This is a genomic window from Planomonospora sp. ID82291, from assembly GCF_015711645.1.
Lineage (GTDB): Bacteria > Actinomycetota > Actinomycetes > Streptosporangiales > Streptosporangiaceae > Planomonospora.
Map to the genome: position 1 here is coordinate 60205 of NZ_JABTEX010000007.1, position 26448 is coordinate 86652.

General features: G+C 73.2%; 22 protein-coding genes. 13 read left to right on the top strand and 9 right to left on the bottom strand.

Annotation, left to right across the window (positions count from 1 at the left end; all coding sequences use genetic code 11):
- Nucleotides 1-172: 172 nt before the first annotated feature.
- On the top strand, nt 173-736 hold the full coding sequence (locus HS045_RS30745) for a hypothetical protein (RefSeq protein ID WP_196455120.1): 564 nt from the start codon (nt 173-175) through the stop codon (nt 734-736).
- Nucleotides 737-782: 46 nt separating this feature from the next.
- Here HS045_RS30745 and HS045_RS30750 read toward each other — a convergent pair whose 3' ends face one another.
- Together HS045_RS30750 and HS045_RS30755 are read right to left on the bottom strand one after the other, a co-directional pair.
- Entirely contained in the window at nt 783-2297 is a 1515-nt protein-coding gene (locus HS045_RS30750; protein ID WP_230885129.1) for a serine hydrolase domain-containing protein, read from the bottom strand.
- 427 nt (nt 2298-2724) lie between these two features.
- Complete coding sequence (locus tag HS045_RS30755; protein WP_196455121.1) at nt 2725-3870, bottom strand: NAD(P)/FAD-dependent oxidoreductase; 1146 nt, start codon at nt 3868-3870, stop codon at nt 2725-2727.
- Between the two features lie 243 nt (nt 3871-4113).
- On the opposite strand from HS045_RS30755, the gene HS045_RS30760 reads away from it, so the two are divergent.
- Together HS045_RS30760 and HS045_RS30765 are read left to right on the top strand one after the other, a co-directional pair.
- Entirely contained in the window at nt 4114-4698 is a 585-nt protein-coding gene (locus HS045_RS30760; RefSeq protein ID WP_196455122.1) for a TetR/AcrR family transcriptional regulator, read from the top strand.
- 351 nt (nt 4699-5049) lie between these two features.
- Nucleotides 5050-5607, top strand: a complete 558-nt coding sequence (locus HS045_RS30765) for a hypothetical protein (RefSeq protein ID WP_196455123.1) — start codon at nt 5050-5052, stop codon at nt 5605-5607.
- A gap of 131 nt (nt 5608-5738) precedes the next feature.
- Here HS045_RS30765 and HS045_RS30770 read toward each other — a convergent pair whose 3' ends face one another.
- Nucleotides 5739-5975, bottom strand: a complete 237-nt coding sequence (locus HS045_RS30770) for a hypothetical protein (protein WP_196455124.1) — start codon at nt 5973-5975, stop codon at nt 5739-5741.
- Between the two features lie 635 nt (nt 5976-6610).
- On the opposite strand from HS045_RS30770, the gene HS045_RS30775 reads away from it, so the two are divergent.
- From HS045_RS30775 to HS045_RS30785, 3 genes are all read left to right on the top strand, one after another.
- Nucleotides 6611-8884, top strand: coding sequence for a chemotaxis protein CheW (locus HS045_RS30775; RefSeq protein WP_196455125.1), 2274 nt, complete (start codon nt 6611-6613; stop codon nt 8882-8884).
- Between the two features lies 1 nt (nt 8885).
- Nucleotides 8886-9362: a chemotaxis protein CheW gene (locus tag HS045_RS30780; protein ID WP_196455126.1), complete on the top strand. Its 477-nt coding sequence runs from the start codon at nt 8886-8888 to the stop codon at nt 9360-9362.
- Between the two features lie 238 nt (nt 9363-9600).
- Nucleotides 9601-10422 carry an MOSC domain-containing protein gene (locus HS045_RS30785; protein WP_196455127.1) on the top strand — a complete coding sequence of 274 codons (822 nt, stop codon included), beginning with the start codon at nt 9601-9603 and terminating at the stop codon, nt 10420-10422.
- A gap of 18 nt (nt 10423-10440) precedes the next feature.
- Here the strand turns inward: HS045_RS30785 and HS045_RS30790 are convergent, their stop codons facing one another.
- A complete protein-coding gene (locus tag HS045_RS30790; protein ID WP_196455128.1) occupies nt 10441-11592 on the bottom strand; it encodes a YafY family protein in 1152 nt (383 codons plus the stop codon).
- A gap of 63 nt (nt 11593-11655) precedes the next feature.
- On the opposite strand from HS045_RS30790, the gene HS045_RS30795 reads away from it, so the two are divergent.
- Nucleotides 11656-12243, top strand: coding sequence for a DinB family protein (locus HS045_RS30795; protein ID WP_196455129.1), 588 nt, complete (start codon nt 11656-11658; stop codon nt 12241-12243).
- Nucleotides 12240-12701 carry a VOC family protein gene (locus tag HS045_RS30800; RefSeq protein WP_196455130.1) on the top strand — a complete coding sequence of 154 codons (462 nt, stop codon included), beginning with the start codon at nt 12240-12242 and terminating at the stop codon, nt 12699-12701. The genes HS045_RS30795 and HS045_RS30800 overlap by 4 nt, the downstream gene beginning before the upstream one ends.
- Nucleotides 12702-12750: 49 nt before the next feature.
- Here the strand turns inward: HS045_RS30800 and HS045_RS30805 are convergent, their stop codons facing one another.
- The gene (locus tag HS045_RS30805; protein ID WP_196455131.1) at nt 12751-14481 is read right to left on the bottom strand and encodes a diguanylate cyclase; all 1731 of its coding nucleotides are present in this window, start codon (nt 14479-14481) and stop codon (nt 12751-12753) included.
- A gap of 280 nt (nt 14482-14761) precedes the next feature.
- Here HS045_RS30805 and HS045_RS30810 point away from each other — a divergent pair, with 280 nt between their 5' ends.
- Entirely contained in the window at nt 14762-15817 is a 1056-nt protein-coding gene (locus HS045_RS30810) for an NAD(P)/FAD-dependent oxidoreductase (RefSeq protein ID WP_196455132.1), read from the top strand.
- Nucleotides 15818-15856: 39 nt separating this feature from the next.
- Here the strand turns inward: HS045_RS30810 and HS045_RS30815 are convergent, their stop codons facing one another.
- Together HS045_RS30815 and HS045_RS30820 are read right to left on the bottom strand one after the other, a co-directional pair.
- A complete protein-coding gene (locus HS045_RS30815) occupies nt 15857-16690 on the bottom strand; it encodes a nitroreductase/quinone reductase family protein (protein ID WP_196455133.1) in 834 nt (277 codons plus the stop codon).
- A gap of 581 nt (nt 16691-17271) precedes the next feature.
- The gene (locus HS045_RS30820; protein WP_196455134.1) at nt 17272-18507 is read right to left on the bottom strand and encodes an EAL and HDOD domain-containing protein; all 1236 of its coding nucleotides are present in this window, start codon (nt 18505-18507) and stop codon (nt 17272-17274) included.
- Between the two features lie 432 nt (nt 18508-18939).
- Here HS045_RS30820 and HS045_RS30825 point away from each other — a divergent pair, with 432 nt between their 5' ends.
- Nucleotides 18940-21150, top strand: coding sequence for an ATP-binding protein (locus HS045_RS30825; protein WP_196455135.1), 2211 nt, complete (start codon nt 18940-18942; stop codon nt 21148-21150).
- Between the two features lie 90 nt (nt 21151-21240).
- Here HS045_RS30825 and HS045_RS30830 read toward each other — a convergent pair whose 3' ends face one another.
- Both HS045_RS30830 and HS045_RS30835 read right to left on the bottom strand, forming a co-directional pair.
- Nucleotides 21241-21483 carry a hypothetical protein gene (locus HS045_RS30830; protein ID WP_196455136.1) on the bottom strand — a complete coding sequence of 81 codons (243 nt, stop codon included), beginning with the start codon at nt 21481-21483 and terminating at the stop codon, nt 21241-21243.
- Nucleotides 21484-21606: 123 nt separating this feature from the next.
- A complete protein-coding gene (locus HS045_RS30835; RefSeq protein ID WP_196455137.1) occupies nt 21607-23517 on the bottom strand; it encodes an ATP-binding protein in 1911 nt (636 codons plus the stop codon).
- A 246-nt stretch (nt 23518-23763) separates the two neighbouring features.
- Here HS045_RS30835 and HS045_RS30840 point away from each other — a divergent pair, with 246 nt between their 5' ends.
- The 3 genes from HS045_RS30840 (at nt 23764) to HS045_RS36320 (ending at nt 26431) form a co-directional block, all read left to right on the top strand.
- Nucleotides 23764-24138, top strand: coding sequence for a response regulator transcription factor (locus tag HS045_RS30840; RefSeq protein ID WP_196455138.1), 375 nt, complete (start codon nt 23764-23766; stop codon nt 24136-24138).
- 189 nt (nt 24139-24327) lie between these two features.
- The gene (locus HS045_RS30845) at nt 24328-24507 is read left to right on the top strand and encodes a Flp family type IVb pilin (protein ID WP_196455139.1); all 180 of its coding nucleotides are present in this window, start codon (nt 24328-24330) and stop codon (nt 24505-24507) included.
- Between the two features lie 274 nt (nt 24508-24781).
- Nucleotides 24782-26431, top strand: a complete 1650-nt coding sequence (locus HS045_RS36320; RefSeq protein ID WP_196455140.1) for an ATP-binding protein — start codon at nt 24782-24784, stop codon at nt 26429-26431.
- Nucleotides 26432-26448: the final 17 nt, after the last annotated feature.

The following is a 26448-nucleotide window of genomic DNA, read 5'->3' on the forward strand; positions in this document are numbered from 1 at the left end:
AGTCGTCCAGGAGGTGGTGCGCCTCCCGCACGGTGGACACGCTGGTCTTCGTGCCGTAGGTCGACCACTGGTCGGAGACGTGAGTACGGGTCGGCGGCACCTGTCCTCCGTGGATGACCATGTGCCGGCCGGTCAGGGTTTCGCCGCGGACCGGCGCAGAGGCGGAGGGAACATGCTGAAGATCACTCCAGGGCGCGCCGATGAGCTCCTCGGCAGGAACTGGTTCACCGGATACACCGACGAGGTGGAGCTTTACGAGGAGCCGGTCACGGTCGATGGGTTCGACGCCGGAACCCGGGCGGAAGAGCGCGATGACACCGAGTTCGCGGTGTTCGGCGGCGGCCTGACCGTGCGGGGCACGCTCGATCTGGGCCGTGAGGTGCACTCCGTCTACGTCGTGCGGGGGACGCTCCGAGCCGCCCGGGTGATCCTCGGCGACGCCGTCCTCGCGGTCACCGACGCCGTCGACGTCGGCGAGTGGCTGTTCGGCCCGCGTACCGAGGGCGTCTTCGACGTCGCGGGCGATCAGGTCGAACCGGATCCGCGCGCCCTCCTCGGCCGCGTCCGGGCTCCGCTGATCGCGATGTTCGACCGTGACCGGGGGACGTTCGTCCTGCGCGAGCAGGGTGAACCGCGAAAGATCTCCGATCTCGCCGCCGACGTGTTCGACGGTGACGCGGTGGACCAGGAGCGGCTGCGCGAGCGGCTGTGCAGCGGGCGCCCGGTGTTCCGCTGAGTCGATTTCGATCGCGCCGGCGGCCGCGGCCGCCGGCGCGGCCCGGTCAGCCTGCGGCCTGCCCGCCGCAGAACGCCGCCTTGACGAGCCCGTCCAGCAGCTTCGGATAGGCGGCGAGGTCGAACGCGGCGTCGCCGGTGGTCAGCGAGGCGGTCAGGGTCCTGCGGCCGTCGGGCGTGCCGTACATCAGCGCCGCGTAGCCCCCCGGAGGGCTGCCGTTGTGGTTGAGCACGGTGCCGCAGGCCGGGCCCAGGTCCTGCACGAACATCCCCAGGCCGTAGCGGCCGTAGAGGGGGTCGCTCTTCGGGTGCGGCGTGCGCATCTCGGTCAGCAGCCCGGCCGGCAGGAGCTCGCCGCCGTTCAGCGCGGAGAAGAACGTGCGCAGATCCCGGGTGGTCGAGATCATGTCCCCGGCGCCGGCCAGCAGGGAGAGGTTCTGGCGGGAGACGTCGGCCGCCTTCCACGTGCCGGCGTCCTGGTGGCGGAGGTAGCCGTGGGCGTACGGCCCGGGCAGCCGCGTCCGGTCGCCCGGCACCACGGTGCCCTTCAGCCCGAGCGGCCCGACGATCCGCCGCTTCAGCTCGGCGCCGAACGAGCGGCCGGTGACCTTCTCGATCAGCAGCCTGGCCAGCGTGTAGTTGGTGTTGGAGTAGCTCCAGTCCGTCCCCGGCGCGAACTTCGCCGGCTTGGACAGCGCGAACCGCACCAGCTCCTGCGGCCGGTAGGAGCGGAACCGGTTGTCCAGCCACTCCGTGCCCGTCGAGGGGAGACCGGGCACCCACGTCCCGTCGGGGCCGAGGTCGCCGGTGTAGTTGAACAACCCGCTGGTGTGCTGCAGCAGCATCCGCACGGTGATCCGCCGGTCCAGCCCGAGGTCGGGCAGGTAGCCGGCCACCGGGGCGTCCAGCCCGATCGCGCCCTCGGCCACGAGCTGCAGCACCACGGTCGCATGGAAGGTCTTGGTGGCGCTGCCGACCCAGAAGTGCCCGTTCGTCGGCGGCGCCGCGCTCGTGCCCAGCTTGCGCACCCCGGCGCTGCCGACCCACTCGCCCCGCTCATCGTGCACGCGCACCTGCACCCCGAGGAGACCGGCATCGACGAACGCCTGGACGGCCTTCCGCAGCTCCGGGCGATCCTGCCCGGCGGCGTCCTTCGGCACGGCCGCGCCGCTGTCCGCGACGGCCGCGCCGCTGTCCGCGGCGGCCGCACCCGCCGTGACCGTCGCGGGGGCGATCGCCCCCGCCAGCAGTCCGACCGCCAGCGCTGTGACCGCCACCGGCCGGAAGGCGGTGCGCCGGCGTTTCGGCGCGCCACCGTCGCGGTGCGCCGTCCCGATCGCTTCGACGTGCGTCCGGCCGCCCCGGTCGACCGGCCCGGGAATCCTCCCGGACCCGGCATGCCGTGCCGACGCCTCGTGCGGACCGCGCGGCGCTGCCGCGGAGAAGCCCCGGTCGCGCAGCCACGCCGTGATCTCGTAGCCGTGGGCGGGCCGACCGGGCAGGACCGCCAGGACGACGCCCGCCAGCGTTCCCCTGAGCATCTCGGTCATCTGCCCGCCCATGGGGACCCCTCGTCAACTACTCGGTGCCACTGACTACCGGTACAAAGTAACACCGACTACCAGTATCTAGCAACACCGAATAGTTGAAGAGGCCGGGACCGCCCGCGCATGACGCCGGCAGGCATCGTCGACATCGCGGGCGAACCGGCCGAACCCGGTGACGGTGAAGACCGACACGAGCACCGAGCGCGATGGCCTGGCCGTACGGGCCTTCCCCCAAGGCCGGGACTGTACGGTTCTCGGTGCAACTCCTGATCAAGGAGACACCGGTGACGAGTACCGTGATCCAGGCATCCGAAGCGATGAACCTGGAGGAGAATGACGATCGAGTCACACCGTTGACCGGACACACCCGTCCCGATCACCCCGCGGTGTCTTCCCGCCGTATTCCGGTCTTCCCGCCGTATCCCGCGCCCCGGGTGAGGCGTCAGGACTGGGGAGCGTCGTCGCGGGCGAAGTCGGGGAGTTCGTCGGACAGCAGGTGTTCGGCGCCGCCTTCCAGGAGCCGGGCCATCTCGGCGGAGCGGGGCAGCATGGTGTGCTCGTAGGCGCGGATGGCGTCGTCGATGGTGGGGGCTCCGGCGAGGGCGAGGGCGAGTTCGCCGGCGTCGAGCATGGCGAGGTTGACGCCGACGCCGAGCGGGGGCATGAGGTGGGCGGCGTCGCCGAGGAGGGTGACGGTCGGGTTGTGCGCCCAGGTGTGGGGTGCGGGCAGGACGTGGATGGGGCGGTCGACGTAGGGTCCGTCGTTGTCGCTGATCAGGCGGCGCAGGCCGGGGGACCAGTGCGCGTACTCCTTGAGGAGCAGCGCGCGGATGGCGTCGGTGTCGTCGGTGGTCAGCCCATTCTGGTTGATCCAGTCGGCGGGGGTGCGCCGGATGATGTAAACGCGGATGTGGTCGCCGCTGTTGCGCTGGGCGAACAGGCCGCGCTCACCGTCGGCGGCGGCGGCGCTGCCCTGGCCGACGAGGTCGGCGATGTCGGGGTGGCGTTCGTCGACGTCGGAGAACCACGCCTCCAGGAAGCTCACGCCGCTGTAGTGGGGGACGGCGGGTGACACGGCGGGGCGGACCCGGGAGAAGGCGCCGTCGGCGCCGATGACCAGGTCCGTCTCGACGGTGCCGCCATCGGCGAAGTGCAGCAGCCGGGGGCCGTCGGCGGGCCCGCTGATCGCGGTGAGGGCGCGGCTCCACTGCACCGTCCCTGGCCGCAGGGAGTCCAGCAGGAGGGAGCGCAGCCGGCCGCGGTCGATCTCCGGCTTGAACAGCTCGCCGTCGCCGGGGACGTGGTGGAACAGGAGCCGGCCGTCGGGGTTCATCTGGCGCATCTCCTGCCCTTCGGGGCGGGCCAGGTCGAAGAACGCCTCCAGCAGGCCGGCCTCGCGCAGCGCGACCTGGCCGTCGTCGGCGCGCAGGTCCAGGGTGCCGCCCTGGTTGCGGGCGTCCGGGCCGGCGTCGCGGTCGTAGACGGTGACCGCCAGGCCGTGCCGCTGCAGGATGCGGGCACAGGTCAGGCCGCCCGGCCCGGCGCCGATGACGCTGATACGGGCGTGGTGGGGTGCGGGAGAAGTCATGGCTTCCTTTTCGATCAGTGGTGGTCGGGGCCTCCGGCAGGCGGTCCGGATGCTCACGTCCGCACCTCGCAGGCAGGCAGATGGGCGACAAAGCCTGTGATGGGCGGGTGCTGCGCCGGTTTGGAGGGATGCGCCGACCTGGGGCCTCGTGACGTCGACGAGACTAAGCACAAAAGTGCAATGAGTCAACTAAACTATTGAGACCACAATTTGCATGGTGTCATTAGCGGGTATGCTTCATCCATGACTGTGTCCCCCGTCGGCCGCCGCGAGCGCAAGAAGGCGGCCACGCGGCAAGCGATCGCCGATGCGGCCCTGCGGCTCTTCCTTGCGCGGGGCTACGACCAGGTGAGCATCCGTGACATCGCCGATGCCGCGGACGTGTCGACCACCACGGTGTTCAAGCACTTCACCGGCAAGGAAGCACTGGTCTTCGACGAGGACCAGGACCGTGAGGCGCAGCTCATCGCCGCGGTCGCGCAGCGCACGCCCGGCCAGAGTGTCCTCGACGCCCTCCGCCGGTATGTCCTGGACACCTGGATCCGGATCGAGACCCATCCCCAGCGAGCCGAGTTCATCCACTTGGTGGACTCCACGCCCGAACTGCGTGCCTACGCCGAGCGCATGTGGACCCGGCACACCGACGCCCTCGCCGCGGCCATCGCCGATGTGTGCGGCGCCGACCGCGATGACCCCGCCTGCACCGCCCTCGCCCGCTACGTGCTGGAAATCCCCGCCCTTGCCCGTGGCCGCCACGACCCCCGGGCCGCCATCGAGACGATCTTCGACATTCTGACCCGCGGCTGGCGCCCGCCCACCACCGGCTGACGGGCGGCATCACCACGCGACCATGCCCGCCGACCGCTCGCTTCGGGGTGACCGCACCGACCGGCCAGGCCCAGTCGTGGGCCGGGTACGCGGCCGGCACGTTCGGCACACGGCTCGCGTTCGACGCGTTCGCCCTGATCGCGACCTCGCGCTGGACGCGGGACCCGCCGAGGCGACGGCCCGGTCTCTCGGTCGCTTCGGTCGCTCCGGCCGGCGACACACCGGCCACCTGCCCGATCACCCGCCGCCCACCGCTTAACCTGCAAAAACACGATCACGCGACGGTCTGGGCGCGTCGCCGCACGGGGGCGACCGGGAGACCAGACCGCCGATCACCACCGGGGGACCACGATGAGACACTCGACTCCGACTCCGACTCCGGCGCCGGGCCGCTCGCTGCTGGCGGCGGCACTGACCGCAAGCCTGCTCCTGGGCGGCGCCGGCACCGCCGACGCCGCGGCGACCGCGTCCACGACCGCAGCCGCCCCCGGCGCGTCCGCCGCAGCCCCGAAGGGCCGGTTCGGGCCGTTCGGCTACCGCGGCGTCAAGCTCGGGATGAGCGCCGCGAAGGCACGGGCCACGGGGAAGATCAGCCGCGTGAGCGCCGCGGGCACCTGCTCGACGTGGAGGTTCAGGACCCCTCCGCGCGCGTACCTGGGCATCTCCAAGAGGCTCCGGGCCGTGGCCTACATCGAGGCGCCCCGGAGCGTCCGGACCCCCCGGGGGATCGGGATCGGCTCCACCAGGAAGCAGATGAGGCAGGCCTACCCGAAGGTGCGCCGCGGCCCGAGCGGGGTCTTCTACGCCCCGCTTCCGCGCAACCCGAAGGGCGACTACGTCTTCGTCCTGTCGGGCGGCCGGATCAAGCAGATGGTCATGACCCTCGACCGGCAGGACTGCGGCAACTGAGAGGCGCCTTGCGCGGCCGTGCGGCACGTGTGCTTCCACGCCGCCCGATTCGAGCACCGGTGGTGTTCGCGACCTATACCACCTTTGCGTCTTTACGTCGTAGATTCAGAAGGATCGTACGCCGCCGGCCCTCAGCCGTACAGCCGGCCGACGATCGCGCTGGCCCAGCGCATCCGCTGGACGGCGAGCTCCGGGTGCTCCCCGAACTCCTGGGCCAGCGCCGCGGCGCAGCCCTCCTCGCCGCCGTGCAGCACGATCGCCTGGGAGATCACGGCGTCCGCGTCCTCGCGGTCCAGCAGGACGGACGCGGACACGGGGGCCAGGGCCAGCGCCTCGGCTCGGACGGTGTTGTTCATCTCGATGGTCATCGGCTCGTCAGCTCCTCGTCCGCCGGCGCCGGAGGAATCCTCCGCCGACGCGTCAATGTAATGCCATGAACTGTGATCCGGGTCACGTCCCCGGTTGCGCCGCGGGCGCGGATCGGTTGCGCCCGGCGCCCGTGGCGGGGCATCGCCGCGGGCGCCGGGCACGTTTCAGGGGCGCCGCGTCAGCGGGCGCAGGGCACGGCCCGGAACCGCACGCTCCGCGGACCGGGAACGCGGCGGGCGGGGCGGGGGGCGGCCGGGCGGAGGGCCGGGCGCGAAGCCGTCGCTTCGGCGCTCAGGGCCGCGCCGTACGGCAGTGCACGGGCCGACGGGCCGGTGACGGCCGCCGGGCGGGCGCGCCGGCGCGATCGATCGCCGTTGCGGCGCATCGTGTGTCCCTTCCGTGGCGCCCGGGCACTCCCCCGCGTGCGGCGTCCCTGCCGCGGCGGGCGGCGGCCGGAGCGGCCGTCGCGGGCTCGGGCGAGAAGCCCGATGACCCCGTATCGGCATCCCCGGCGGCGTCCTGAGGGAAACCCGGAAAAGGTGGCGGAGGAGGCACTTCCGGTCCGCGGACTTCCTCAGGTGGCGTCGGTGAAGGCCGATGGAAGGGCTGCGTATGAGAGAGGGAGAGGACCGTCGTGGACGAGTTGGACGACATCATCCAGGAGTTCCTGGTCGAGAGTCACGAGAACCTGGACCAGCTGGACCGGGACTTGGTGGCGCTGGAGCAGGACCCCGGCTCCAGGGAGATGCTCTCCAGCATTTTCCGGACTATCCACACCATTAAGGGCACAAGTGGTTTCCTGGCCTTCCACCGCCTGGAGACGCTCACCCATGCGGGCGAGTCGCTGCTGTCCCGGCTCCGGGACGGCGCCCAGCGGATGAACCCCGCCAGCGCCGACGCGCTGCTGGCCATGGTGGACACCGTGCGCACCCTGCTCGGCTCGATCGAGGAGAGCGGCGGTGAGGGCGACGTCGACGTCGAACCGGTCATCGCCATGGTGGCGGCCTGCATCGAGGACCCGGCCGCGCCCGCACCGGCCCGGGCCGCCGCCCCGGCCTCCAAGGCCGAGACCAAGGCCGAGACCGTCGAGAGCGTTGAGGCCGTCGAAGCCGTCGAGCCCGCCGCACCCGAGAAGCCGGCCGACCCCCCCGCGGCCAAGGCCGCCAAGTCCGCACCGGCCCGCGCCGCCAAGGGCCCGGCCGCCGGAGCCGACGAGACCGCCGGCCAGAACACCAAGCGCGGCATCGCCGACAGCTCCATCCGCGTGGACGTCGACCTGCTCGACACCCTCATGCGGCTGGTCGGCGAACTGGTGCTGACCCGCAACCAGATCGTGCGGGGCGTCAGCGAGATCTCCGACCCGGCCCTGGTCCGCACCACCCAGCGGCTGAACCTGATCACCAGCGAGCTGCAGGAGAGCGTCATGAAGACGCGCATGCAGCCCATCGACCACATCTGGTCCAAGCTGCCGCGCGTCGTGCGCGACCTCAGCGGCGCCATGGGCAAGAAGGTCAAGCTGGCGATGGAGGGCAAGGAGACCGAGCTCGACCGCAGCCTCCTGGAGGCCGTCAAGGACCCGCTGACGCACCTGGTGCGCAACGCGGTCGACCACGGCATCGAGACCGCCGCCGAGCGCGTGGCCAAGGGCAAGGACCCGGAGGGCACGCTGACGCTGCGCGCCGCCCACGAGGGCGGCCACGTCATCGTGGAGATCAAGGACGACGGCGCGGGCATCGACGTCGACCGGGTGGCGCAGACCGCGCTGGACCGCGGCGTCGTCACCCGCGACCAGCTCTCCCGGATGGACACGCGCGAGATCATCGCGCTGGTCTTCCGGGCCGGCTTCTCCACCGCCAAGAAGGTCACGAACGTCTCCGGCCGCGGGGTCGGCATGGACGTGGTGAAGACCAACATCGAGCAGATCGGCGGCGCCGTCGACGTCGACTCGACGCTGGGGGCCGGCACCACGTGGCGGCTGACCATCCCGCTGACGCTGGCGATCATCCAGGCCCTGACCGTGGAGTGCGGCGCCGAGCGCTACGCCATCCCGCAGGTGGGCGTGGACGAGCTGGTGTTCGTGGACGGCCAGTCCGGCCAGACGATCGAGCACGTGTCGGGCGCACCGGTCTACCGGCTGCGGGGCAAGCTCCTGCCGCTGGTGCGCCTGGACGAGACGCTGGGCCTGCCGGTCCGCAACAGCGACCGCGACGTCTACATCGCGGTGCTGCAGGCCGACGGCCGGCGCTTCGGCCTGGTCGTCGACCGGGTCCTGAACACCGAGGAGATCGTGGTCAAGCCGCTGAGCGGGCGGATGAAGGACGTCGGCGTCTACGCCGGGTCCACCATCGTCGGCGACGGCAAGGTCGCGCTGATCCTCGACATCCCGTCACTGGCCCGCCGGGCTCACCTGGCCGCCGAGACCATCGAGCGCGCCCAGGTCGACCAGGCCGACGCCCGCCCCCGCGACAGCCACATCGAGCGCCTGCTCATCGCCGGCATCGGGGAGCGCCGGGTGGCGATCCCGCTCGACATGGTCACCCGCCTGGAGGAGTTCCCGGTGCAGCGGATCGAGCGGGTGGGCAGCCGGGAGGTGGTCCAGTACCGCGACCACATCCTGCCGGTCATCCGGCTGGCCTCGCTGCTGGGCTGCTACGACGTGGAGGAGGGCGAGACCGTGCCCGCGGTGGTCTACACCGAGCGGGGGCGGAGCGTCGCCCTGGTCGTCCAGCAGATCGTCGACATCGTCGAGGACCACATCGAGTCGCGCAGCGACCTCGACGACGACGGCCTGACCGGCTCTGCGGTGATCCAGCAGCGGGTCACCGAACTGCTCGACGTGCGGCGCGCGATCCTCGCCGCCGACCCCCGGTTCTACGCGGAGATGTCCGAATCCATGGTGGGAGCCTGAGATGCCCAGCCGTCAGTACGCCACCTTCGAGGTGGCCGACCAGCTCTTCGGGGTCGACGTGGCCCAGGTGCAGGAGGTCCTGCGCTTCCACGAGTACACCCGTGTCCCGCTCGCCCCGACCTCGGTCGGCGGCCTGTTCAACCTGCGCGGTCAGGTCATCGACGCGGTGGACCTGCGGGTCCAGCTCGGCCTGCCGGCCCGGGACCTGAGCGTCCCGGCGATGAACGTCATCGTCTCGGTGGACGACGAGTGGGTGAGCCTGCTCGTCGACCGCATCGGCGAGGTCATCGAACTCGACGACGAGGCCTTCGAGCCGCCGCCGGACACGCTCGCGGGCGCCTACCGGCACCTGATCATCGGCACGTTCAAGCTGGAGGACCGGCTGATGCTGGCCCTCGACGCGCGGCGCGCGGCCGACACGACCGTGCCGGTCCCGGCGCAGCACGCCGACGAGGCGCGGATGGCGCGCTCGGCCTGACGCGGCGGGCCGTACGGCCTGCGGGGGACGGCCCCGCGGGGACGGCGGGGGCGCGGGAGCACCTTCGGGGTGCGCCCGCGCCCCGTGCCGTTCCGGCGCCCCCGCCGGTACGGCCCGCATCCGGGCTCGGCGCGGAGGGACCGGAACCCCGCCCGTCCGAGACGGGGGCCTCCGAACGGCGGACCGAAGAGAGGCCGGCCCCCTCGAGAAAGCGCTCTCTCCGGCGTATGGTGGCGAAATGGAGCTAACTGAAATCCGGAAATATCCGGTTAAGTCAGTTTCAGGATTGATGGTCGACTCGGCGGTCATGGAGCCCTGGGGGCCGGCGGGGGACCGCCGCTGGGCCGTCGTGGACGAGCGCGGGGGACTGCACTGGGCCGGGGAGAACCCCCGGCTGCTGTCCGTCGTCGCCGCCGCCACGGACGGGGACGGGCTGCTGCTCGACGCGCCGGGGCTGCCCCGTCTGGAGGTCCCCCCGGCCACCGGGGAGAAGGTTCCGGTGGGCTTCGTCGAACTGGACGCCGCGACACTCGCGCATCCCGACGCCCACGCCTGGTTCACCCGCCTGCTCGGCAGACCCGCCCGCCTGGTCTGGCTCGACGACCCCCGCCGCTGCGCCGTCCCGCCGGCCCGCGGCGGCCTGCCCGGCGACGTCGTCAGCTTCGCCGGGGACGCCCCCGTCCTGCTCGCCTCCCGCTCCTCACTGCGCCGCCTGGACGACTGGATCCTCGAAGGCGCCGCGGAACGCCGGGACGACCCGCCCGCCCCCCTGGACATGGCCAGGTTCCGCCCCAACCTCGTGATCGACGGCGCACCCCCGTACGCCGAGGACGACTGGCGCGAGGTCCGCATCGGCCCGGTCGCCTTCCGCGTCTCGGAACGCTGCGACCGCTGCGCCGTCACCACCTACGACCCGGTCACCCTCCGGAAGGGCAAGGAGCCCCTGCGCACCCTCGCCCGCCACCGCCGCTGGGACGGCAGGACCTGGTTCGGCATCCGGATGGTCCCCCGGAACCGGGGCGAACTGCGGCTCGGCGACCCGGTCACCGTCCTGGCGTGAGCCGCCCGACCGGCCGGCTCACGCCTCCTCCGCGTCCGCGACCGCGGCCGACGGCTCCTCCGCGTCCGTTCCCTCCGCTCCGTCCGGTCCATCGGGTCCCTCCGGCGCGTCCGGTCCGTCCGGTCCATCGGGTCCCTCCGGCGCGTCCGGTCCGTCCGGTCCATCGGGTCCCTCCGGCGCGTCCGGTCCGTCCGGGGCGCCGGGCACGGCACCGGCCGCCAGCAGCCGCTCCGCCAGCACGCGGCAGCGCCTCCCCAGTTCCGGAGGGTCGATCACCTCGAAGGCGTGCCCCAGCAGGAGCACGTGCATGAGCACGAAGTCGAGGCTGCCGCCGCCGCTGAGCACCTCGCACCGGTCCTCCCCCCGCCGCCGCACGACCGCCGCCGAGGCCGGGACCTGTGCGCGCACCGTGTCGGCCGGCGCGTGCACCAGGAAGCGCGCCCGGTGCGGGTAGACCCGGCTCGCCACGCCCTCCTGCACGTACGCCGCCGCGTCGGGCGCCGCACGCGGGCGGAAGCGCCAGGTCCGCGCGGACACGTCGGTCATCCGGTCGACGCGGAAGCTGCGCCAGCCGTCGCGGTCGAGGTCGTAGGCCAGCAGGTACCAGCGCCGGTCGGAGGCGACCAGCCGATAGGGCTCGACCCTCCGCCGCCGCACCCCGCTCCCGGACCGGTAGCCGAAGCCGGCCTCGACCCCGTCGCGGCAGGCCCCGGCCAGCGTCATGAGCACCTGGGGGTCGACCGGCGTACGGCCTCCGCCGAAGGACTCCACCGCGCCGGAGAGCGCGCGCACCTCGTCCCGCAGCCGGGCGGGCAGCATCCGGTCGAGCTTGGTCAGCGCCCGGAGCGCGGCGTCCCCGGTGCCGGTGACCGCGTCACCCGCGCCGACGAGCAGCGCGACCACGGTGGCGATCGCCTCCTGGTCGTCGAGGAGCAGCGGCGGCAGGTCCTGCCCCGCGCCCAGCCGGTAGCCGCCGCCGACCCCCTGCCCGGCCTGCACCCGGTAACCGAGCGCGCGCAGCCGCTCGACGTCGCGCCGCACCGTGCGCGGCGTGACCCCGAGCCGGTCGGCGAGCTCGGGCCCGGTCCAGACCCGCCGCCGCTGCAGCAGCCCCAGCAGGGTGAGCACCCGCTCCGTCGTCCCGCGCCCGTCTCCGCTCACCGCGTCCATGCCGTCCACCCTGCCAGAGATAGCGGACCGATCCTGTCCGCCAGGGGTGGCAGGGTGGGCGGCATGACCACAGACGCATTCGACTGGAACCGGACGCTGCGCGAGCAGTTGGAGTTCTCCTGGGAGCACGGTCTCCGTCCCCGCCTCGACGGCCTCACCGACGACGAGTACTTCTGGTCGCCGGTGCCGGACAGCTGGAGCGTGCGGCCGCGCGGCACCTCGACGGCGCCCGTGCAGGTCGGCGCCGGGGACTTCACCATCGACTACGCCTTCCCCGAGCCGGTCCCCGCGCCCTTCACCACGATCGCCTGGCGACTCGGCCACGTCATCGTCGGCGTGCTCGCCGCACGCAACGCGGCGCACTTCGGCGCACCGGCGGCGTCGTACGAGACCTGGGAGTACGCCGGCGGCGCGACCGCCGCGCTCGGCCAGTTGGAGGCGCAGCTCGACCTCTGGCTGACCGGGGTGCGCGGTCTCGGCGAGGCCGGGCTCCGGGTCCCGGTCGGGGAGAAGGAGCCCTACCCCGACGCGCCCATGGCCGATCTGGTACTGCACGTCCACCGCGAGCTGATCCACCACCTGTCCGAGGTCTGCCTGCTGCGCGACCTCTACCTGCACACCGAACTCGCCGCGAGCGGAGCCACCCGATGAGCCACCACGTCCAGATCACCTTCGACGCCCACGATCCGCGGGCGCTGTCGTCCTTCTGGCGCGACGCGCTGGGCTACGTCCACCCCGGCCCGCCGGGGGTCGAGCTGCCCGCGGGCGCCGACCCGCTGGCCGCGTGGGACGACGTCCTCGCGCGGGCCGGCGTGCCGGAGGAGCGGCGCAACACGGCGTCGGCCATCGAGGACCCGGACGGGAACGGCCCGCGGCTGTTCTTCCAGCGGGTCCCGGAGGACAAGGTCGCCAAGAACCGCGTCCACCTCGACGTCCGCGCGGCTCCCGGGCTGCAGGGAGACGAGCGGATGGCGGCGCTGGAGGCCGAGTGCGACCGGCTCGTCGCGCTGGGGGCGGCACGGGTGCGCCGCCATGAGCCCGCTCCCCCGATGAGCGCCGGCTTCATCGTGATGACCGATCCCGAGGGCAACGAGTTCTGCCTGGACTGATGCGGCCGGGCCGGGCGCGGACGGTGTCCGGGGCGGCTCCGGCGGACGTTCACGCCGCGGCGGCCTCCGCCTCCGCGCCCGGAACGGCACCCGCGCCCGGAACGGCGTCCCCGCCCGCATCCGTGCCCGGAACGGCGCCCGTGCCCGCGCCCGTGCCCGGAACGGCGTCCCCGCTCACCACCGCACCCGCACCCCCCGCCAGCACCACCCGATTGCGCCCCGCCCGCTTGGCCGCGTACAACGCCTCATCCGCCGCATGCAACACCTCCCCCGCATCCATCCCCGAACACCACCCCGCCACCCCCGCACTGAACGACACCGACAACGTATGACCCCCCGCCGGCACCCGACCCGCCGCCACCCACACCCGAATCGCCTCCACCCGCTCCACCGCCTGCTCCCCCGACGCCCCCGGAAACACGATCACGAACTCCTCCCCCCCGTACCGCGCCACCACATCCCCCGCCCGCACCCGCCCCCCCACCAACTTCGCGAACCGCATCAACACCTGATCACCCGCACCATGACCATAACGATCATTGATCTGCTTGAAATGATCGATGTCCAGCAACGCCACACTCAACGACCCCCCCGACACCCCCGCCGCCCGCATCTCCCGCCCCAGCGCCTCCATCAGAAACCGCCGGTTGTGCAACCCCGTCAACGCATCCCGCACCGCCTGCTCGGCCAGATCCGCCCGCAACGCCTCGATCGTCGCCACCTGCTCCTGCAACCGCGCATTCGCCTCCCGCAACGCCCACCGCTGCGCGTTCAACGCCGTCACATCCCGCCCCACGAACGCCCACCCCACCCGCTCCCCCCGCGAATCCACCAACGCACTGACCCGCACATTCAGATCCACCCCACGACCCCGCGCATCCACCACGCTGTGGTCGGTCTCCACGCCGTCGCCGACCCGCATCACGCCGAAGACGTCGACGGCGGAGACTCCGGCGACGCGGGCGGGCAGGTCGGGGGCGAGCCGGCGGAGCACGCGGTCGGCCGCCGGGTTGAGGTCGAGGATCCGGCCGGCGAGGTCGACCGTCATGACCATGTCGCTGATCATGTCGAAGACGTGGGTGCGCTCCACGGCGACGAGCTCGTGCAGGGAGCGGCGCACCAGCGACCAGTAGACCACCACCGTGGTGACGCAGAACCCGACCGGGGTCAGGTAGTCGACGCGGATGACGCCGAACGTGCTCACCACGTTGACCAGGGCGGGAGGGACGGTGCCCAGCAGGGTGGAGCCGTACAGGCCCCGCTGGAAGCGTGGACCGCGCAGCCAGGCGCCGAGCAGGCGGACGATGCCGGCGGCGATCAGGGTGTAGCTGTAGGCGGTGTGCGCCCAGAACAGCGGGCCGACGTTCGCCCCGCGGTTGCCCCACAGGCCGGCCGGGTCCATGACGGTGATGAACCCGTGGTGCCAGGGGTTGGTCAGGAGCGCGGCGAGGACGAGCGCGGGTTCGGCCGACAGCCACAGGGCCGTACGGCGCGACAGCCGCCAGGCGCGGTCGACCACGGCCAGCGACAGGCAGTGGAGACCCGCCGGCATGGCGCAGACGGCGGTGAACTTGACGACCAGCAGCGGGTGCAGAGCGGTGAGGCCCTCGTTGAGCATCAGGAGGCCGTCCGTCATGGACCACACGCCGATGCCGCCCGCGACGACCGCCAGGGTGCCCACCGCGGGCGTCACGCGCCGCCGCCGCCAGCCGACCGCCGCGACGACGAACGCCACCACCGCCGACAGCATGAAGAGCAGGGCCAGGAGCGGCTCCCCCATCTCCACTGCCTCCTCTCGCCGCCGCGCCTACCGGAAACGCGAACTCCCATCGGCACATTCGCGTCTCGACATGAGGGATTGACGGCATGACGGTGGACGCACCGTGTGCGAGCGGGCACGGAACGTGCGGACGGACACGGAGCACGCGGACGGGCGCGGAAGGTGCGGACGGGCGGGAGCGTGAGCCGGAGCCGACTCGCCGCTTTTGCTGTAATGGCAAATTCATTTGCCATGTCGCGGTGCCGGGACGGATGCTCTCCGGTGAACGGAGGTGCTTCCCATGAGTGAGAGAACAGGGCAGGGCAGGGCCGCCGCCCTCGGCGGGCGGCGTTACGAGGTCGTGGTGGTGGGCGGCGGGGCCGCCGGGCTGAGCGGGGCGCTGACCCTGGCCAGGGCCCGTCGGTCGGTGCTGGTGATCGACTCGGGCAGCCCGCGCAACGCCCCGGCGGAGGGCGTCCACACCTATCTGGGGCATGAGGGTCTGCCGCCCGCGGAGTTGCTGGCCACCGGTCGCCGGGAGGTGACCGGTTACGGCGGCGAGATCGTCGAGGGCGTCGCCGTGTCCGCCGAACGCCTGGCGGACGGGGACTTCCGGGTCGTGCTGGAGGACGGGTCCTCGGTCGAGGCCGCCCGACTGCTGGTGACCACCGGCCTGGTCGACGAATTGCCGGACGTGCCCGGCCTGGCCGAGCGGTGGGGACGCGAGGTGCTGCACTGCCCGTACTGCCACGGCTGGGAGGTGCGCGACCAGGCGGTCGGCGTCGTGGCCACCGGGCCGCTCGCGGTCCACCAGGCACTGATGTGGCGGCAGTGGAGCGGGGAGGTGACCCTGTTCCGGCACACCGCGTCCCGGTTCACCGCCGAGGAGTACGAGCAGCTGGCCGCCCGCGACGTCACCGTGGTGGACGGGAAGGTGACCGGACTGGAGGTGACCGGTGACCGGCTCACCGGCGTGACCCTGGCCGACGGCCGGACGGTCCCGTGCCGGGCGGTGGTGACCGCCGCCCGGCTGACCGCCCGCGGCGGCGTCCTGGCGGGCCTGGGCCTCGAACCCGTCGACGCGGAGATGGCCGGGCACGTGATCGGCAGCCGCATCGACGCCGACCCGGCCGGGGCGACGGGGGTGCCCGGGGTGTGGGCGGCCGGCAACGTCACCTCCCTGACCGACACCGTCATCGCCGCCGCCGCGGCGGGCGTGCGGGCCGGGGCGGCGATCAACGCGGACCTGACCGCCGAGGCCACCCGCCGGGCCGTCGCCGCGCGTCGCGCCTCCTCCGCGGCGGCGGAGCACGAGGTCGCCGAGCGTGCGCCGGGCGACCTCCGGCACGGCCGGTGACCCGGTCCGGAGGTTCAGGCCGGTGACCCGGTCCGGAGGTCAGGCTGCGCCGTCGAGGATCGGGATCAGCTGCTCCTCCTCGTAGTCGAGATGGGCCTCGAGCTCGTCCGCGAGCCGTTCGACCTCGGAGAGCACCGTCTTCGGGTCCGCGCCCTCGCCGGAGAGCACCCGCTGCAGCTCCTCCAGGAGGTCCGCGATCTTCTGGTGCTCCCGGTCCAGCCGCTCCAGGACGGGGGCGAGCCCGGGATGCTGCGCGGCGAGGGCGGGGAACATCCCGGCGTCCTCGTGGGTGTGGTGCTGGTGCAGGCCCCGGCAGAGGGTCAGGCAGTTCACCCTGAGCTGGGCGCCCAGTCCGGGACCCGACGCGGCGACCTCCCGGCGGATCAGGGCGAGTTCCCGCCGGAACGCGTCGTGGATCAGCCGCAGCGCCTCGCCCCAGGACGACGCCTCCGGCGGGCCGCCCGCGACCTGCCGGAGGGCGACGACGGGGATGACCCGGGTGGTCCTGTCCTGGTAGGCGGCCCACCCGGGGTCGGCCTCGACCGCGCGGGCGAAGGCGCGGTCGCGTTCGTCGCCCTCCAGGACGACGGCCTCCGCCTCGTAGGTGAAGACGCCGTCCTCGACGGTGACGCGCGGGTCGGCCCGCAGGTTGTGGAACCAGGCCGGGTGCTTCGGCGCGCCGGCGGCCGAGGCGATGACCAGGACCCGCTCACCGCCGTCGGGCAGGTAGCCGACCGGGGTCGTGCGCCGGACGCCGGACCGCGCCCCGGTGGTGGTCAGCAGGAGCAGCCGGGCGCCCTCGAAAGGGCCTCCCACCCGCCCGCGGTTGGCGCGGAACTCCTCGATGATCTGCTGGTTGAAGTCGTTCGGCATTCTCTTCTTTCTTCTCCTGGAAACAGGGTTCCGCGGGCCGTTCGCGGGCATGGTGAATGGCCGCCCGACGGGCGGGGGAAATCGCATCGCGGGCGGCCTCGGTCGCGGTGCGGGAAATGCGGAGGACATCGGGGAGACGCGGAGGAAAGCGCCGCCGCGCGGAAAGCAGGTGAGCGCGGGGAGCACCCCGGTCGTCCGCTCTCCGGAACGCCGACGCCGCACCGGTGGCGGCCGTCGCCGGATCGCCCGCCGGGGATGCCCGCGGACCGTCGGAGGACGGTGGAACGGGCAGGCGGGATCCGCCGTACAGCGGGACGTGCGGAGCTGTCGCGCACGGAGCGCGGGAATGAAGGAAAAGGCGGGCCTCTGGCCGGCCGGGCGCTCACGCCTCGGCCGGGTGCCCCACTCGCTCTTGGCCCATGGCCGACCCGGCAGTCACAGAGATGACCTTAATGCCGGAAACGCTCAAAGGCAAAGGGGATTTCCTACCCGATAGGGCGCCGCGGATTTCGGAATCCCGGGTGGCGTGCCGCGGGGAAACGGTGCCGGAGCGATGCGGGCCGGCCGTACGGCCCGCCGCTTCAGACACTGGTGACGATGTTCATCGACCAGTCGACGGCCCTGAGGTACGCGTGCGCCAGCTCCTCGCCCTGTGCGCCGCTCTCGGGCAGCAGTCCCGACTCGTAGGCGCGCGCGGTGGTCACCACGCTGCCGAGCGGACCGCCCTCCTCGACGATCGCGAACGACACGTCGTGGCTGAGCGCCAGATGGGCGATCAGGTCCTCCGCGGGCACGCCCAGCAGGTCGGCGATGCCGCTCAGGAGTCCCACCGTGAAGGCCTTGTCGCTGGGCAGGCCCAGCGACCGGGACAGCAGCTGGCACAGCCGGGCCCGCATGAGGACGTGGGACATGCGCTCGTTGTCGACACCGTTGTCGCCGCCCACGACGTCGCTGAGCAGCATCAGCGTCACCCAGTGCCGCAGGCGCTGGGTGCCCAGGATCACGACCGCGTCGTTGATCGACGAGATCTGGCTCCACAGGCCGGTCGCGGCGGAGTTCGCCGCGCGCAGGATGCGGTAGGACAGGGCCGGGTCGGAAGTGATGATCTCCGAGATCTCGTCGATGTCGGTGTCCTCGTCGGCGAGCTTGCTGATCAGCTCCAGGTGGCGCAGCCGGCTGGGCTCCAGCGTGTCGAGGGACAACACCCGGGGCCGGCCCAGCAGGTAGCCCTGGAAGAGCTCGAACCCGAGCTCGCGCGCGAACTCCAGGTCCTCCTCGGTCTCCAGCCGCTCGGCCACCAGGCTCACGCTCTCGTGGGCGCGGCAGACCGCGATGCGCTCGCGCAGCAGGTCCGGGTCGATCCCGGCGACCTCCAGCTTGACGTAGGAGGCCACCTCCAGCAGGCGTTCGTGGTCGTTGCCGAGCACGAAGTCGTCCAGGGCGATGGCGAAGCCCTGCGCCGCCAGCCTGCGCACGCCCTCGATCACCTCGTCGTCGATCTGGACGGTCTCCAGCACCTCCAGCACGACGGATCCCGCGTCGAACGGCAGGGGCAGCTCGCCCACGAGGAACTCGCGGGTGAGGTTGATGAAGCACAGGTTCGGCCCCGCCAGCCGCTCCAGTCCGAACTCGCTGAACGCATTGACGATCACCTGGCTGGTCGCCTCGGCGCCGCGCGCGGTCGCTCCCTTGGCCTGCGAGTGGGAGCGGAACAGAAGCTCGTACGCCACCAGCGCGCCGTCCCCGTCGTGGATCGGCTGGCGTCCGATGTGGATGCGGTGCCAGCCGCTGTCGACCGGCACGTCGGCGAGATGCATGTGATTCTCATCGTCGGGCCAGGGCTGCATGTGAGGAATCTCCGCCGGAAATAGAGTCCGGAAGTAGCGTACGGCCTGCGGATCGACGGTTCCGTGGATTGGCGGTTCCCCGGACCGGCGGTTCCGGGGAACCGCCCGGCTGGAGGACGGCGTCGGCCGGGCACCCGGTCGGCCGCGGCGGCTCCTCCGCCGATCCGTTCCCGTCCCGGTCCGGGATCGCTCCCGGACCGCTCCCGATCCGTTCCCGGTCCGCTCCCGTCCCGGCCCGGGATCGCTCCCGATCCGCTCCCGGACCGCTCCCGATCCGGTCCGGGATCGCTCCCGGTCCGCTCCCGGACCGCTCCTGTTCCTCTCCGTCCCGTTTCCGTCCCCGGCGGCACTCCCGCCCGGGCCGTCCCGTTACCGCCGCCCGCTGCGGGGGACGAGACCTCTGTGGCATCGCACACGACGGCAGGGCCGCTCACCGGGGGCGGGACGGGCCCGGGGCGGGGACGACCGCCGCGATCCGGTCCGGAGGGCGGCGCGACGCCGGGGGCGGCGGCGCTGCGCCGTACCGCCGTGTTCGCCGTGCTGTACATGGTGGCCACGTTCGCCGGGCGGCTGACCCTGATCGAGGGGACCACCCTCAGCCTGGTGTGGCCCGCCGCGGGGGTGTCGATGCTGTGGTTCCTGGCCCAGCGCCGCGTCCGGCCGCGATGGCCTGACGTGGCGGCGTTCGCGGCGAGCACCGTCGCCGCCAACATGTGGACCGGAGCCTCCTTCGGACTCGCTCTCTGCTTCCTGGTGGCGAACCTGGTCCAGGTGGGGGCGTTCCTGCTGCTGTACGGGCGATTATCCCCGGACTCGTGGGAGGCCGAGGGGCTGGGCGAACTCGTCCGGGTGCGGCAGCTGTGGCGGCTGCTGCTGTCCGCGGCGGGGGCCACGTTCTGCGGGGCGGCCGCCGTCTCGGCCGGGATATGGCTGATCGGCTCCCCCGTGTCGTGGCTGACCGCGGCGGTGTGGATCGCGCGCAACATCGTGAGCATCGTGCTGATCGGCGGGGCCGGGCTGCGGCTGGCGGCCGTGTTCCGCACGTACCCCGTGCGCCCCGGGCCCGGCTCCGTCTGGTCCGCCGCGCGGGACACGCTGCGCAGGACCCCCCGGTGGCGGAAGGCCGAGTACACGGCCCTGGTGCTGGCCTCCGCCACGGCGTACATCGTGGCGTTCGGCCTGCGCCACGGCCTCCCCCTGGCGTTCCCGCTGCTCGTGGTGACGGTCTGGGCGGGCGTGCGCTTCGACACGACCTTCGTCGTCCTGCACGACCTGCTCGTCGGCGCGACCGCCATCCTGTTCACCCTGTACGGACAGGGCCCGTTCGCGACGATCGGCTCGCCGCCCGTCCGGGCGTTCATCGCGCAGGCCTTCGTCGCGATGGTCGCCGTGGTCGGACTCGCGCTCGCGCTCGGCCGCGACGAGCGCGACGCCCTCCTGCACCGGCTCGCCGCCGCCGAGGAATCGGCCTCCGAGCAGGCCGGGCTCCTGGCCACGATCGTGGACGCGATGCACGACGGGCTCGTCGTGATCGGCTCCGGGGGGCGTCTCCTCATGCGCAACCACGCCGCCGCGGGCCTGCTCGACGACCTGGGCCCGCCCGCCGCCCGTCCCGGCACGACCGGCGCCGGCGTCGACGTCGAGCACTTCGGGCTGTTCCACCCCGACGGCACGCCCATGCGCGAGGAGGAGCTGCCGTACCGGCACGCCCTGGCGGGCCAGGAGGTCCGCGCCATGGACCTGCTCGTGCGCAACCGCGTCATGCCCGAGGGCCGCATGTTCAGCGTCAGCGCGACCTGCCTGCCCACCGCGGTCGGAGCCGGGGCCGGAGCCGGGGCCGGGAGCGAGGGCGAGGGCGAGGCCGCGGTCGTGGTCGTCTTCCACGACGTCACCGCCGAGCGCCGCGACCGCGACGAGCTCGCCGCGTTCGCCGGGGTCGTCGCGCACGACCTGCGCAACCCCCTGTCGGCCGTGGACGGCTGGATCGACGTCCTGGACGAGACCGTCGTGGCGGTGCCCGGCGGCGCGCCGGGGACGGCCGTCGAGAGCATCGCCCGCATCCGGCACGCCTCCTCCCGCATGCGCAACCTGATCAACGATCTGCTCACGCACAGCACCGCCCGGGCCGCGGCCCTGTCCCCGGTCCCCGTCGATCTGGGGGAGGCCGTGCGGGAGGTCGTCGCCACGCGGAGCGGCGACGACGCCGCGGCGGACAGGGAGGGCCGGCCGGAACCCCGCTTCCACATCGGTGACCTGCCCCGGGTGCAGGCCGATCCGGTGCTCCTGCGCCAGTTGCTGGACAACCTGATCGGCAACGCGACCAAGTACGTCCCGCAGGGCGCCGTACCGGACATCACCGTCACCGCCGAGCCGGCGGAGCAGGGGTGGGTCCGCGTCGAGGTCGCCGACCGCGGCATCGGCATCCCCCCGGGGCAGCACGAGGCGGTCTTCGACAACTTCCACCGCGCCCACCACGCCGGCGGCTACACCGGCACCGGTCTGGGCCTGGCCATCTGCAAGAGCATCGTGGAGCGCCACGGCGGATCCATCGGCGTCCGGGACAACCCCGGCGGCGGGACCCGGTTCCACTTCACCCTGCCGGCCGCCCTCTGAACGCGGGGCCCGCCGGCGCGGATCCCGGCACAAGGCCCGCCGGCGCGGATCCCGGCGCGGATCCCGGCGCGGGGTCCGCCGGCGCGGACCTCAGGCGGCGTTGGCGGACAGGCTCGGCTTCCGGTTGATCCTGCGGCGCTCGTCGTAGACCACCGCGTACGGGTGGGCGGTGGTCAGTGCCGACTCGTGCCGGGTGTAGTGGTGCCCGCAGAACAGCAGGTCCTTGTTGCGGCGGAAGATGACGCGGACGAACGCCTGAGCTCCGCACTGGTCACACCGGTCAGCGATCTGCAACGGGTCGGTCTGCGGAATCATCTCAGCCGTGATCGTCATTGCTGTCCCCCAAGCGGTTCTAGGTCTGTGCGCCCTACGGAATCGGTCCCCGCTCCCATCGGCCGCCCGCGGCGGCACTTGAGAAAGGCGGGAAAGGTTCGACGACCCGGCGCGCCCCCGGCGCTAACGGCGGTCGGGCCCGGGGGCGGAGTACATCGGCCCTCCGCCGGGATCCCCGCCGTGGTCCCCGCCCGAGCCGTCCCCCGGATCCCCGCCGGCCCCGTCCTCGGCGAGCGCGTCCCGGCCGGGGAGCCCGGGGACCACCGGCAGCGTGAAGACGAAGCGGGTCCCACCGCCGGCGTTCTCCTCGGCGTGGATCTCCCCGCCGTGGTGGCCGACGATCCGGCGGCAGATGGCCAGCCCCAGGCCCGTGCCCGGGTAGCCCTCGCTGCCGCGCGCCCGGCCGAAGGCGGTGAAGACGGCGTCGCGCTGGTCCGGCGCGATCCCGATGCCGCGGTCGGCGACCGTGACGCGCCACATCGGGCCGTCGCGCTCGGCGCTGACGTCGATCTGCGCCACGGTGCCGTGCCGGACGTACTTGACGGCGTTGCCGATGAGGTTGTCCATGACCTGCCGGAGCCGTACCGGGTCGGCGGTGACCACCGGCAGGCGGCCGATCTCGACGTTCGGCCGGTCGTGCCGGAGATGGGCGGTGCGGTCCATGACGATGTCGGCGACGAGCCGTTCCAGGTCGACCTCGGCCGGCTCCAGCGAGGCGTCCCCGGCCGCGGCGTAGGCGAGCAGGTCGTCGATGAGCCGCTGCATCCTGCCCGTGCCGCCCCGGATGCGCTGCAGCCAGCCACTCACCTGCGCGCCCGCGCTCTCGGCGAGCTGGTCCTCCACCAGTTCGGAGTAGCCCGCGATCACGGTGAGGGGGGACTTCAGGTCGTGGGCCGCGACCGCGGCGAACCTCTCCAGCTCGGTCTCCCGCTCGCGCAGCCGGGCCTCCACCCGGCGACGCCGGGCGATGTCGGCCTTCAGCGTCGCGGTCGCCTGCTCCACGTGCGCCAGCGCCCGGGCGCGCGAGGTTCCCAGGACCACCACCAGGCCGGCCAGCAGGACGCTGATCACCACCCCGCCGGCCAGGACCACCAGGTGCAGGCGGGCGTCGGCCGCGGAGGCGAACCCCGCCGCGGGGACGACCCGGAGCCGCCACGTACGGCCCGCGACGTCCACGGTGACCTCGCGGTGCAGGCGGGCGTCGGCCAGCGGTTCCCCCGCCCGTACGGCGGCGATCCGGCGCTCCCCTCCCGGCACCGAGGCGTCGGAGAGCGTCACGCCGACCAGGCCCTGGGAGACCTGTCGCAGCGTGCCGTCGATGAAGTCGCCGCCCCGCACGCCCATCACCAGCCAGCCGCGCAGCAGCCCGGCGTCGGGGGCGTCGCCCGCGCCGTAGACCGGGGCGACCAGCAGGAACGACGTCTGCTGCCGGGCGGCGGGCAGCATCCGGTCCCGGAGCAGCACGTAGGCGCGGCTCGCGGTGACCTGCCCGCCGGCGCGGGCGGCGTCCAGCGCCTCGGCGGGCTCGGCGGCGGCCATCAGGTCGGACCCCAGGGCGGGCGAGACCGTGTCCAGGCTCCGGTCGAGCACCACGAACCGGTGCTCGGCGGCGCCCACCGGCCGCAGGCTCAGGTTCGCCGACCCCTTGCGCCGCCAGGCCCGCTGTACGGCCTGCACCTGCGCGTCGGGGACGGAGACGACGTAGCCCACGTCGGTGATGCCGGGCATCCCCCGGAACGCGAGCCGGAACGTGAGCGCCTCGAAGTCCTGGGCGGTCAGGTCCTGCTGCGCGCCCACCGAGGCCGCCAGGTGGCCGAGGATCTCCGCGCGGCGGTAGACCTCACCCGTGACGGCGAGGCGCGCGGCCTCCAGATGGCGGTCCATGCGCTCCTCGGCCTGCCGGCGCCGCGTGTCCGCCAGCGTCCCGGCCATCAGGAGGGAGACCGCCAGTCCGATCACCAGCAGCAGGCAGGCCGGGACCAGGCCGCCGGTGCGGCCCGGGCGGCGGAGACGGCGCACGACGGGCAGAGACATGGTGGTCCTATCGGTGGGAGGACGAGAGCGGCGGCCTCCTCCGCGGCACCGCCGCTCCGCCGGTCGGGAACGGCGCGGGCGGCGTCGGGCCGAGGACGCCTCTCCTGTCCATCGGACGCGGTGAAAGCCAGTTGAGGACCGCGGGGCCCGCCGGGAAGCGCGGGCCGGACGCGGCTAAAAGCGCCGGACCGGGTATGAACCGCCGATCGGGGGAGTTCCCGGCAGCGAACCGTCGTGGAGTTGATCATGGCTGGCATTCTGATCGTCGAGGATGACGTGGACATCCGGGACCTGACCGTGTTCCGGCTGGAACAGAGCGGCCACACCGTGCGCTCGGCCAACGACGGGACCGAGGCCCTGGCCGCCCTGGAGCAGGAGCGGCCGGACCTGGTCATCCTCGACTGGATGATGCCGGGCCTGCCGGGGCCGGAGGTGTGCCGCAGACTGCGCGCCATGCCCGGCATGGAGGGCGTGGTGGTGCTCATGCTGACGTCGAAGGCGCAGGAGGCCGACGTGGAGGAGGGCTTCCGGGCCGGCGCCGACGATTACATGATCAAGCCGTTCAGCCCGCGCGAGCTGGCGGCCCGCGTCGGGGCCCTCCTGTCCCGCGCCCGCCCTTGAACCCGGGCCGCTCGCCGTACGTCGCCGGATCGGGGGAAGTCGGACACGGAGAGTAGCGTGCACCTGTCCCGCACCCGTCCCGCACCCGCTCTCGCACCGGAAACAGACGTAACGTGGTGGTCGCCTTACGGACGGCGACGGCCGGGGAACCCTCCCGCCGTCCCTGCGCGACCCATGGAGGAGTGACCCATGACCGCCCGTCTCCTGTGCAGGCTCCGGGCCCTGCTCGACGACTCCGGGCGCGGCGCCACCGTGGTGGAGTACGGCCTCATGGCCACCCTCGTCGCCGCCGTCATCGTCGGCGCCGTCATCCTGCTGGCCCAGGGCTTCGACCTGAGGTTCGACGAGATCCTCGGGCAGATCGGCTGACCGCCCGCGGCACCGTTCCTTTCGGTGGGCGCGTCCCCCGCGGCACCCGGTGGGCGCGTCTCCGCGCCCCGGCCCGATGTCCGGCGACGGCCCGGACCGGCCGGTGGCTTCGGGTATCCGACCATGAGGAGTGTCACCATCGTCCGGCCCCGTCTCCGGAGGTCCGGAGGCCCGGAGACGGTCCGGTCACCGGTCCGCGGGGACACGGGGACATGGGTCACCGGTCCGCGGGGACACAGGAGAGTGCCAGGTTACCGAAGGACCCGGGGGTGCCGTGGCCGAGGCGGACAGCGAAGGCGGGCTGCGCGGCCGGGCCGCCGTGCTCCTCGGGCCGGTGGTGTGGCTGCTGCTGGTGGCGCTCGCGGCGGTGACGTGGGCGTGGGCCGGCCGGTTCCTGCGGGCCACCGAGGACGGAGGGCTGGCCCAGCGCACCCGGGTCGCGGCCGACTTCACCCGTTCCTACCTGACCGGGATCGCGACCCGGCAGCGGCAGGACGCCGCCAGGTTCCTGTCCGACCGGACCGTCAGCCAGGAGCGGCTGGAGGTGTTCGGGGCGGGACTGGGGTACACGTCCATGGTCCTGCTCGACGACCGCGGACGCATCATGCTCACCTGGCCGCGGCGGCCCGCCCTGATCGGGCGGGACCCGATGGACAGCCTGCCGCACGTCCGCCAGGCCCTGCGGCAGGACCGGATCACCGTCTCCGACGTGTTCACCTCGGTGGTGGTCCCCGACCGGTCCGTGACCGCGATGGCCGTGCCGTTCCCGACCCCCCACGGGCGGCGGGTCTTCACCGCCGGGCTCGTCGCGGCGGCCGGACCGCTCGGCGACTACCTGCGCGAGGCGGTCGTCCCCCCCGGCGGCCACGCCTACCTGATCGACCGGTTCGGCAACATCGTCGCCACCACCCGGGGCCTGGGGCCGCAGACCGTGTCCCTGTCCCGGCTCGTCCCGTCCCTGGCCGCGGCGCTGGAGCGGCGCCCGGCCGGGGACCACCGCGCGGCGGGCGAGGACTGGCACTACACCTCCGCCGTCATCTGGCCGGACGGCTGGCGGATGGTGACCGAGGCCCCGCACCGGCGGCTGTACGCGCCGGCGAACGAGACGCAGCGGCGTTTCGGGGTCGTCCTGCTGGCGGCCGCGGTCTTCGGACTGGTGGCCGCCGCGGCGATCGGGCACACCGCGTACCGGCGGCGGCAGGGGCAGCGGCAGCTGCGCCGCCAGGCCGCCGAGCTGCGGGCCTTCAACACCGAACTGGAGCTGTTGGCCGCCAGCGTCTCCCACGACCTGCGCACCCCGCTGACCGCGCTGAGCGCGTACGCCGAGGTCCTCGCCGAGCACTATCCCGGCCGGATGTCCGCCGAGGAGGCGGCCCTGTTCGTGGGGAAGATCCGCTCCAACGCGGACCGGATGGCCGATCTCATCGCCGCCCTGCTGTCGTTCTCCCGGTTGCACCGCGGCCGGATCGACCTGCAGAGGGTGGACCTGACCGCGCTCACCGGTCAGGTGTGGGCCGAGCTGGCGGAGCACCGGGCCGGCCGCGACATCCGGTTCGACCTCGCCGACCTCCCGCCCTGCCAGGGGGACCCCGCCCTGCTGCGGCAGGCGGTGACGACCCTGCTGGACAACGCCGTCGAATCCACCCGGGACCGGCCCGTCGCCCACATCGAGGTCGGGTACCGGCCCGGCCCGGAGGGCTTCACCACCTACCTGGTCCACGACGACGGCGTCACGCCCGACCCCGGCCAGCTGGAGGAGCTGTTCACGCCCTTCCAGCGGCTGCACCCCACCGGCACCTACCAGAGCGTCGGCATGGGCCTGAGCCTGGTGCAGCGCATCGTCACCCGGCACTCCGGCCGCATCTGGGCCGAGGCCCGGCCCGGCGGAGGCACCACCTTCTCCTTCACCCTGCCCCTCCCGTGACCTCCTTCGCCGCGCCC

Bases quoted from the DNA above. Each gene is read 5' to 3' on its own strand.
- HS045_RS30770 (WP_196455124.1), bottom strand. From the start codon at position 5,975: ATGACCATCGAGATGAACAACACCGTCCGAGCCGAGGCGCTGGCCCTG.
- HS045_RS30760 (WP_196455122.1), top strand. From the start codon at position 4,114: ATGACTGTGTCCCCCGTCGGCCGCCGCGAGCGCAAGAAGGCGGCCACG.
- HS045_RS30810 (WP_196455132.1), top strand. From the start codon at position 14,762: ATGAGTGAGAGAACAGGGCAGGGCAGGGCCGCCGCCCTCGGCGGGCGG.
- HS045_RS30840 (WP_196455138.1), top strand. From the start codon at position 23,764: ATGGCTGGCATTCTGATCGTCGAGGATGACGTGGACATCCGGGACCTG.
- HS045_RS30785 (WP_196455127.1), top strand. From the start codon at position 9,601: ATGGAGCTAACTGAAATCCGGAAATATCCGGTTAAGTCAGTTTCAGGA.
- HS045_RS30845 (WP_196455139.1), top strand. From the start codon at position 24,328: ATGACCGCCCGTCTCCTGTGCAGGCTCCGGGCCCTGCTCGACGACTCC.
- HS045_RS30745 (WP_196455120.1), top strand. From the start codon at position 173: ATGCTGAAGATCACTCCAGGGCGCGCCGATGAGCTCCTCGGCAGGAAC.
- HS045_RS30790 (WP_196455128.1), bottom strand. From the start codon at position 11,592: ATGGACGCGGTGAGCGGAGACGGGCGCGGGACGACGGAGCGGGTGCTC.
- HS045_RS30795 (WP_196455129.1), top strand. From the start codon at position 11,656: ATGACCACAGACGCATTCGACTGGAACCGGACGCTGCGCGAGCAGTTG.
- HS045_RS30805 (WP_196455131.1), bottom strand. From the start codon at position 14,481: ATGGGGGAGCCGCTCCTGGCCCTGCTCTTCATGCTGTCGGCGGTGGTG.
- HS045_RS30815 (WP_196455133.1), bottom strand. From the start codon at position 16,690: ATGCCGAACGACTTCAACCAGCAGATCATCGAGGAGTTCCGCGCCAAC.
- HS045_RS30835 (WP_196455137.1), bottom strand. From the start codon at position 23,517: ATGTCTCTGCCCGTCGTGCGCCGTCTCCGCCGCCCGGGCCGCACCGGC.
- HS045_RS30780 (WP_196455126.1), top strand. From the start codon at position 8,886: ATGCCCAGCCGTCAGTACGCCACCTTCGAGGTGGCCGACCAGCTCTTC.
- HS045_RS30820 (WP_196455134.1), bottom strand. From the start codon at position 18,507: ATGCATCTCGCCGACGTGCCGGTCGACAGCGGCTGGCACCGCATCCAC.
- HS045_RS30750 (WP_230885129.1), bottom strand. From the start codon at position 2,297: ATGGGCGGGCAGATGACCGAGATGCTCAGGGGAACGCTGGCGGGCGTC.
- HS045_RS30800 (WP_196455130.1), top strand. From the start codon at position 12,240: ATGAGCCACCACGTCCAGATCACCTTCGACGCCCACGATCCGCGGGCG.
- HS045_RS30830 (WP_196455136.1), bottom strand. From the start codon at position 21,483: ATGACGATCACGGCTGAGATGATTCCGCAGACCGACCCGTTGCAGATC.
- HS045_RS30755 (WP_196455121.1), bottom strand. From the start codon at position 3,870: ATGACTTCTCCCGCACCCCACCACGCCCGTATCAGCGTCATCGGCGCC.
- HS045_RS30765 (WP_196455123.1), top strand. From the start codon at position 5,050: ATGAGACACTCGACTCCGACTCCGACTCCGGCGCCGGGCCGCTCGCTG.